This window comes from Streptomyces sp. (assembly GCF_036566765.1).
Taxonomy (GTDB): Bacteria; Actinomycetota; Actinomycetes; order Streptomycetales; family Streptomycetaceae; genus Streptomyces.
Window position 1 is genome coordinate 1 of sequence record NZ_DATCVQ010000098.1, and the last position, 7,656, is coordinate 7,656.

Here is a 7,656-nt window from a genome sequence, read left to right on the forward strand (position 1 = left end):
GGCCGCGGTGCCGTGCCTGGCCGCGGCGGGCGTGCTGGACGCCGTACGCAGCGCCGTGGCCCGTCGCACGGACGGCGGCAACGCGTACCGGCTGCTCGCCCGCAAGGAGTCGCGGTGAACGCCCCGGCCGCGGCGGCGGGCGTGCCTCAGCCGCTGTCCCACCGGGCCACCGCCGACCCGCTGTTCCGCCTGGTCGCCCATGCGCTGGAAATCGCGCACGGCCGGCCGCCGGCCGCGGTGTGGAGCGCCCCGCACGCCTTCCACCTCGGCTCGCCGGGCCTGGTGGCCGCGGCCGGCTGGCCGGTCGCGGCCGCCGCGGCCCCGCGCGAGGACGGCTTGGTGCGGCTGAGTTCGCTCAGCCATCCCGCGCAGAGCTGCGATCTGGCGCTGGCCGGCCCCTACCCGGACACCCCGGACTGGGCGGCCCGCCCCTACGCCCTGCTGCGGGCCCTCGCCCGGGCCGGGTACGGCCGCGCCGGCACGGACCTGCACGTCCAGGGCACCCTCACCGAGGCCGCCGGACTCCGCCTCCCGGAACCGCTCGACTGCGTGGTCGCGCTCGCCGTGGCCGACGTGCACACCCCGGAGGGCGAGGCACGGCCCGAGAGGGAGCGACTCGCCGCTCTGATCCGGGAGGCGGCTCCGCGGGACGACGACGCCCTGCGCAGCGCCGTGCTGTTCGCACGGCCCGGTACGGCCCTGTGCATCGGGTCGGGCGGGGCTCGGCGAACTGTGCCCTTCGACCCGCCCTCCTCGGGGACGTGTCTGGTCCTCATGGCCGTACGGGGATCCGCGGAGGACCGCAGGGACAGCCTGGCACGGGCCGTGGAGTGCGCCCGACGGGCGGGCGCGCTCAGCGCGTGGCCGCCGGGCAGCCGGCCGGGCCGCAGCGTCCTGATGCTGCTGCCCGGGGACCGGCGGACGGCGGTGCGTGCGGCGGTCGCGGACGAGTTCCGCGGCCTGGACCGGCCCGTGCCGCGCTTCGTGAACATCGCCGTGGCCGGAGCGGCCCGGCGAGAGGAATGACCGAGCACCCGAGAACGCGGGAGGAATCAGTCATGCGAACCGGACATCTGGGACCGGACATCCCGGTCACACCACTACGCGGGCGAGGCAGGAGGTGGCGGGCCTCCGCGACCGGCCTTGCCTGCGCCCTCGGCCTGGTCGGCGCCATGACCATCGGCGGCTCCGAGGCTGCCGACGTCGCTGCCGCCCCGGCGGCCGCGGCCGCCGAGGCCCTGCCGAGCTACGACCACGTGGTGGTGGTCGTGTTCGAGAACAAGCAGTACGGCGAGATCATCGGCAGTGCCAATGCCCCGTACGTCAACCAGCTGGCCAACGCCGGCGCGAGCCTCACAGCGATGAAGGCACTGACCCACCCCAGCCAGCCGAACTACTTCAACCTCTTCTCGGGCGGCACCCAAGGCATCACCGGCGACGGCTGCTACACGCCGCAGTCGATGACCGCGCCGAACCTCGGCCAGGAACTCATCGCGGCGGGCAAGACGTTCGCCACGTACAACGAAGACCTGCCGAGCGAGGGGTCCACGGCCTGCACGAACGGCCAGTACGCGCAGAAGCACAACCCCTGGTTCGCTTTCAAGAACGTGCCGCTCAACACCGGCAAAACCTGGGCGCAGTTCCCGCGGACCGATTTCAACGCACTGCCGCACCTGTCGTTCATCGTCCCGAACCAGTGCAACGACATGCACTCGTGCTCGGTGAACACGGGCGACACGTGGCTCAAGAACAATCTCGACGCGTACGCGCAGTGGGCGAAGGCCAACAACAGCCTCCTGGTGCTCACCTGGGACGAGGACAACTTCCTGGGATCGAACCAGATCGCCTCGGTCTTCTACGGCGCGCACGTCAAGCAGGGCCGGTACGGCAGCGCGTACAACCACTTCAACCTGCTGCGGACCTTCGAGGACCTGTTCGGGACGGGGCACGCGGGCAATGCGGCGAGTGCCCAGCCGATCGCTGAGGTCTTCGGGGACGGCGGTGGGGATCCGCCGCCGGGCGGCGGCCCGGTCGTCGTCAACCCGGGTGCGCAGACCTGCAAGTTCAACCAGTCCTGCACGATCCAGGTCACGGCCACGGGCGGCTCCGCCCCGCTGCGGTGGACCGCGTCCGGGCTGCCGTGGGGTCTGACCATGGATGCCTCGACCGGCCGGATCAGCGGAAAGCCGTGGGGGTCCGGGACTGTCCAGATCACCGCCTCGGTCACCGATGCGGCGGGCAAGTCGGCCGGCGCCACGTTCCCACTCACTCTCAACTGGTTCTGACGGAACCGGAAGGAGGCATCCGTGTACCTGTCGGCCAACCGCGCCGCCGATGCTGCTACTGGCCCACCGCGCCCGGCGGCCGGCCCGGCCGTCGCGGGGAACGTGCTCGTGCTCGGCCTGGTCAGCCTGGTCACGGATGTCTCCGCCGAGATGGTCACTGCGGTCCTGCCGCTCTACCTCGTCGTCGGCCTCGGCATGTCGCCGCTGGCCTTCGGCGCACTCGACGGGTTGTACCAGGGCGCAACCGCCCTCCTGCGGCTGGCCGGCGGCCAGATCGCCGACCGGACAGAGCGCCACAAGCTCGTGGCGGGCACGGGCTACGCCCTGTCCGCGGTCTGCAAGCTGGGGCTGCTCGCGGTCTCCACCCCGTTGGCGGTGGCGGCGGTGCTGACCGCCGACCGGACCGGCAAGGGCCTGCGTACCCCGCCCCGCGACGCGCTGATCTCCCTGTCCGCAACGCCGGAGGGGCAGGGCCGGGCCTTCGGAGTGCACCGGGCCATGGACACGGCGGGCGCGCTGCTCGGCCCGCTCGCGGCCTTCGGAGTGCTGTGGGCGGCGCACGACGCCTACGACGCCGTGTTCACGGTGAGCTTCTGCGCGGCGGCCTTCGCGGTGCTGCTGCTCGCGCTGTTCGTACGGGACGTCCGCTCCCGGCCGGCCCGGACTCCCGCCGCGCCCGGCGCACGGGGGCTGACCGCCGTGCTCCGCGACCGCGGTGTGCGGCGCCTCGCGCTGGCGGCAGCCCTGCTCGGCGTGTTCACGGTGGGGGACTCCTTCGTCTACCTGCTGCTGCAGCGGCGGCTCGACCTGCCCGCCACGGCCTTCCCCCTGCTGCCGGTGGCGACGGCGGCCGGCTTCCTGCTGCTCGCCGTCCCGTTGGGCAGGCTCGCGGACCGGGCCGGGCGCGGCCGCGTCTTCCTCGCGGGCCATGCCGCGCTGGCGGCGGCGTACCTGCTGCTCCTGTCCCCGCTGGGCGGCGCGGCCCCGGCCGTGCTCGTCCTGTTCCTCCTCGGTGCGTTCTACGCGGCCACCGACGGCGTCCTGATGGCGGCCGCGGGACCGCTGCTGCCCGTGCGGCTACGGGCGAGCGGCCTGGCCCTGATCCAGACGGCGCAGGCGTTGGCCCGCTTCGCGGGGGCGCTGCTCTTCGGCGCCGGCTGGACGTACGCGGGCCCCGGCGCCGCGCTGGCCGGCGCGGCCATCGGTCTCACCCTGTCACTGGCGACAGTCGGGGTACTCGGCAAGGGAGCTCTGCGATGACGCACACCCTGCGGAAGGTCCTCCTCCTGGTCCTGTTCTCCGCCCTGCTCGCTGCGACGGCCGTGGTCTCGGTGGTCCGGGCCTCGGACCGGGTCGACGACCGCGAAGCAGCCCGACCGGGCGAGCCCCGGGCTCGGTCCGGCCCGATGAGCCTGAAGCAGCCGGGCCGGCTGCTCTTCCGCAACCTGGCGTGGGGACCGGGCCGCGACATGATCGCCTCGGTGCCGCTGACCGCGCCCACGGGTGCGCGTACCACCGCGCTCCAGGACTGCCTGCGCTTCCACGCGGCCGCGGGCACGGGCGTCTGCCTGCGCCGCGCGGGCGGGGTCGTCCCCCGCTACGAGGCGCTGGTCCTCGACTCCGCGCTCCGGCGCATCCGTTCGTTCGACGTCCCGGGCACGCCCACCCGCGCGCGGGTCTCCCCCAGCGGGCGGCTGCTCGCCTGGACGGTGTTCGTCGGCGGGGACTCGTACGCGGGCGGCGACTTCTCCACCCGCACCGCCCTCTACGACACCCGGTCGGGCACGTACGTCCCGAGCCTGGAGGACTTCGCGGTGTCCGACGGGGGCAAGCGCCGCCGGGCGGCCGACCACAACTTCTGGGGGGTGACCTTCGCCGCCGACGACAACCGCTTCTACGCGACCCTCGCCACGGAAGGCCGAACCCACCTGGTGGAGGGCGACCTGCGGGCTCGCGAACTGCGCGTGCTGCGCGCCAACGTGGAGTGCCCCTCCCTCTCCCCCGACGGTACCCGGATCGCGTTCAAGAAGCGGGTGGCCGGCCTGCCGGCCGAGGCCCCTTGGCGGCTGTACGTCCTGGATCTGCGCACCGGCGCCGAAACCGCGCTGGCCGAGCAGCGCAGCGTCGACGACCAGGCCCTCTGGTACGACGACCGGACGCTGCTCTACTCGCTGCCGGGCGATTTCGGCGGCGACCTGTGGTCAGTGCCTGCAACGGGCGGGGGAAGCCCACGCCTGCTGTTGAGGTCCGCCGTCTCCCCGGCGGTTCAACCCTCGTGACGGCCCGGGCCCGGGACTCGGCCACCAGTGGGCCATCACCCACGTGACGAAGGTCGAGGATTCGAGCCCGAGCGCGACCATGACACTCTTCAGTACACGGGCCGCCAGGTCGCGCCGACCTCCAGCTGAATCACGAGTCGTGTGCCAGCAACACACGAAGAACCTGATGGTGCCGTACTCCCCGAAGAAGCTCGGCTTCTCGGGCCGGTGGTACGGGTTCCGGGACACGATGCCGGTGACCACTTCGCCGGCTGCACCCCGCGGGACTCGCTGCGCCAAGAGCCCGGCTTCCCGCCCCCACCGCTCAGGTGCGGGCACCGTCGGCCTCAGTCGAAGCGCAGGTCGGCGAGTTGCCGTTCGAGGGCGGTGACGTCGTCCTCGGGCTCGGCTCGGCGCGCGCGGGCCGCCATGAGCGCGGCCAGTTCGCCGCCCGCCCGCCGTACGCGCGCGGGCAGGCCGTCGGTGTACTCGTCTCCCCCTGACCCCCAGTCCTCGGACGACGCGTACACCCCAGTGGGAACGACGACCGCGCGCAGATAGGCGAAGAGCGGGCGCAGGGCGTGCTCCAGGACCAGGGAGTGGCGAGCGGTACCGCCCGTCGCCGCGACCAGGACCGGCTGCCCGGTGAGGGCGTCCGGGGCGATCACGTCGAAGAAGGACTTGAACAGCCCGCTGTAGGAAGCCGTGAACACCGGAGTCACGGCGATCAGGCCGTCGGCGCCCGTCACCGCGTCGATCGCGGCGGCCAGTCGCGGCGGTGCGAAACCGGTCACGAAATGGTTGGCGACGTCCCCGGCGAGTGTGCGCAGCTCGACGACCTCGATCGACACGGTGAGGCCCTGGTCGGCGAGATCGTCGCGGGCCGCATCGGCCAGCCGGTCGGCGAGGAGGCGGGTGGAGGAGGGCGTGCTCAGGCCCGCGGAGACGACGGTCAGCTTCATGCGGCGGTCGCTCCTCGCTGCGTCGCGCCGGCGGTGACCCGTGCCGCGTGCGTCGGCGCGTCCGGAACGTCGGCGGGACGCCCGTTCGCGAACTCCTTGCGCAGCACGGGCACGACCTCCTCGCCGAGGATGTCGAGCTGCTCCAGGACGGTCTTCAGGGGTAGGCCCGCGTGGTCCAACAAGAAGAGCTGGCGCTGGTAGTCGCCGACGCTCTCCCTGAAGGTCAGGGTCCGCTCGATGACCTGCTGGGGAGAGCCCACCGTCAGCGGGGTCTGCTCGGTGAAGTCCTCCAGCGACGGGCCGTGGCCGTAGACGGGCGCGTTGTCGAAGTACGGGCGGAACTCCCGTACCGCTGCCTGGGAGTTCTTCCGCATGAAGACCTGCCCGCCGAGGCCCACGACGGCGTCCTCCGGGCGGCCGTGGCCGTGGTGGGCGTACCGCCGCCGGTACAGGCGGACCATGCGTCGGGTGTGGTCGGCCGGCCAGAAGATGTTGTTGTGGAAGAAGCCGTCGCCGTAGAAGGCGGCCTGCTCCGCGATCTCCGGAGACCTGATGGAACCGTGCCAGACGAACGGCGGGACGTCGTCCAGCGGCCGGGGTGTCGAGGTGAAGGCCTGCAGGGGCGTGCGGAACGTGCCCTCCCAGTCCACGACGTCCTCGCGCCACAGCCTGCGCAGCAACGCGTAGTTCTCCTTGGCGATCTTGATGCCCTGACGGATGTCCTGTCCGAACCACGGGTACACCGGGCCGGTGTTGCCCCGTCCCAGCATGAGGTCGACCCGGCCGTCGGCCAGGTGCTGGAGCGTCGCGTAGTCCTCCGCGATCTTCACCGGGTCGTTGGTGGTGATCAGCGTCGTGGCGGTGGACAGGATCAGTTTCTCGGTGCGGGCGGCGATGTAGCCGAGCAGGGTGGTCGGGGACGAGGGGACGAACGGCGGGTTGTGGTGCTCGCCGGTCGCGAAGACGTCCAGGCCGACCTCTTCGGACTTGAGGGCGATGGCGATCATCGCCTTGATGCGCTCGTGTTCCGACGGAGTACGGCCGTCGGTGGGGTCGGGGGTCACGTCCCCGACGGTGAATATGCCGAACTGCATGAGGTCTCGGTTCTCCTGGTCATGTCCGGATCCTGCGGGGCTGGCCGTGGAAGGCGGGGTGACGGCCGAGGTTTCGGCATCACCCACCGCGGCAGCCGGGCCGGTTCCCCCGGCTGCCGCGCGGCGATGCGCTCACCTCGTGTGAACCGGCGGGTGCGGCGTCACTTCGCGAGGAAGGCGAGGAGGGCGGTGTTGACCTCCTCCGCGTGGGTCCACAGCAGGCCGTGCGGGGCGCCCTCGATCTCGACGTAGTCGGAGGAGGGGAGCGCCTTGTGGAAGGGGCGCCCGGTGCCCTCGGCGGGCAGGATGCGGTCGGCCGTGCCATGCAGGATCAGGGCGGGCACGTCGACGGCCGGGATGTCGGCGCGGAAGTCGGTGTACCAGGTCGACGGGGCGGCGGACGCGGCGAAGAAGCCGCCGCCGGCCGCGGTGTTCCAGCTGTTGCGAACCGCCTCCTCGCTGATCCGGGTGCCCAGGTTCTCGTCCAGGTTGTAGAAGTCGTTGAAGAAGGCGGTGTAGTAGGCGTAGCGGTCGGCCTTGACGGCGGCGACGATTCCGTCGAAGAACTCCTTCGGGGCGACGCCGGCCGGGTTGTCCTCGCTCTTGAGCAGGCAGGGCTCCAGGGAGGCCAGAAAGGCGACCTTGGCGACGCGGGCGGAGCCGTAGGTGGACACGTAGCGGGCGACCTCGCCGGTGCCCATGGAGAAGCCGACGAGGACGGCGTCGTTCAGGTCGAGGGTCTCCATCACGGTGTTCAGGTCGGCCGCGAAGGTGTCGTAGTCGTAGCCGGTCGTCGGCTGCGAGGACTGCCCGAAGCCTCGGCGGTCGTACGTGATGACGCGGTGGCCGGCGTCGAGGAGCGCGGCGCTCTGGCGCTCCCAGGAGTGGCCGTCGAGCGGGAAGCCGTGGATGAGGACGACCGGCTGCCCGGTGCCGTGGTCCTCGTAGTAGAGGTCGACGGGGGTGGTGTTCTCCTGGCCCACGGTGATGTACGGCATGGGGCGCTCCTCGATTCGAAGTGGCTGGTCCGCACCTCGGTGCGGTACGGAACGCCGCC

7 protein-coding genes are annotated in these 7,656 nt (G+C 72.2%); 4 read left to right on the top strand and 3 right to left on the bottom strand.

Translation table 11 applies throughout. The features are described 5' to 3' along the window. Positions 1-114: 114 nt before the first annotated feature. From VIU94_RS05495 to VIU94_RS05510, 4 genes are read left to right on the top strand one after another with little or no spacing between them, the layout of a single operon-like run. Positions 115-1,026 (top strand): galactokinase, encoded by a 912-nt coding sequence (locus tag VIU94_RS05495; RefSeq protein WP_331908129.1) that lies wholly within the window; start codon positions 115-117, stop codon positions 1,024-1,026. Between the two features lie 32 nt (positions 1,027-1,058). Further along, entirely contained in the window at positions 1,059-2,285 is a 1,227-nt protein-coding gene (locus VIU94_RS05500; protein ID WP_331908131.1) for an alkaline phosphatase family protein, read from the top strand. Positions 2,286-2,306: 21 nt separating this feature from the next. Then, on the top strand, positions 2,307-3,545 hold the full coding sequence (locus VIU94_RS05505; protein WP_331908133.1) for an MFS transporter: 1,239 nt from the start codon (positions 2,307-2,309) through the stop codon (positions 3,543-3,545). Beyond that, positions 3,542-4,564, top strand: a complete 1,023-nt coding sequence (locus VIU94_RS05510) for a TolB family protein (protein ID WP_331908135.1) — start codon at positions 3,542-3,544, stop codon at positions 4,562-4,564. The genes VIU94_RS05505 and VIU94_RS05510 overlap by 4 nt, the downstream gene beginning before the upstream one ends. A gap of 326 nt (positions 4,565-4,890) precedes the next feature. Here VIU94_RS05510 and VIU94_RS05515 read toward each other — a convergent pair whose 3' ends face one another. The 3 genes from VIU94_RS05515 to VIU94_RS05525 form a co-directional block, all read right to left on the bottom strand. After that, positions 4,891-5,505 (bottom strand): CE1759 family FMN reductase, encoded by a 615-nt coding sequence (locus tag VIU94_RS05515; RefSeq protein WP_331908137.1) that lies wholly within the window; start codon positions 5,503-5,505, stop codon positions 4,891-4,893. Further along, positions 5,502-6,599 carry an LLM class flavin-dependent oxidoreductase gene (locus tag VIU94_RS05520; RefSeq protein WP_331908139.1) on the bottom strand — a complete coding sequence of 366 codons (1,098 nt, stop codon included), beginning with the start codon at positions 6,597-6,599 and terminating at the stop codon, positions 5,502-5,504. The genes VIU94_RS05515 and VIU94_RS05520 overlap by 4 nt, the downstream gene beginning before the upstream one ends. A 161-nt stretch (positions 6,600-6,760) precedes the next feature. Further along, on the bottom strand, positions 6,761-7,597 hold the full coding sequence (locus VIU94_RS05525) for an alpha/beta fold hydrolase (RefSeq protein ID WP_331908141.1): 837 nt from the start codon (positions 7,595-7,597) through the stop codon (positions 6,761-6,763). Between the last annotated feature and the right edge of the window lie 59 nt (positions 7,598-7,656).

Bases quoted from the DNA above. Each gene is read 5' to 3' on its own strand.
- VIU94_RS05500 (WP_331908131.1), top strand. From the start codon at position 1,059: ATGCGAACCGGACATCTGGGACCGGACATCCCGGTCACACCACTACGC.
- VIU94_RS05525 (WP_331908141.1), bottom strand. From the start codon at position 7,597: ATGCCGTACATCACCGTGGGCCAGGAGAACACCACCCCCGTCGACCTC.
- VIU94_RS05510 (WP_331908135.1), top strand. From the start codon at position 3,542: ATGACGCACACCCTGCGGAAGGTCCTCCTCCTGGTCCTGTTCTCCGCC.
- VIU94_RS05515 (WP_331908137.1), bottom strand. From the start codon at position 5,505: ATGAAGCTGACCGTCGTCTCCGCGGGCCTGAGCACGCCCTCCTCCACC.
- VIU94_RS05520 (WP_331908139.1), bottom strand. From the start codon at position 6,599: ATGCAGTTCGGCATATTCACCGTCGGGGACGTGACCCCCGACCCCACC.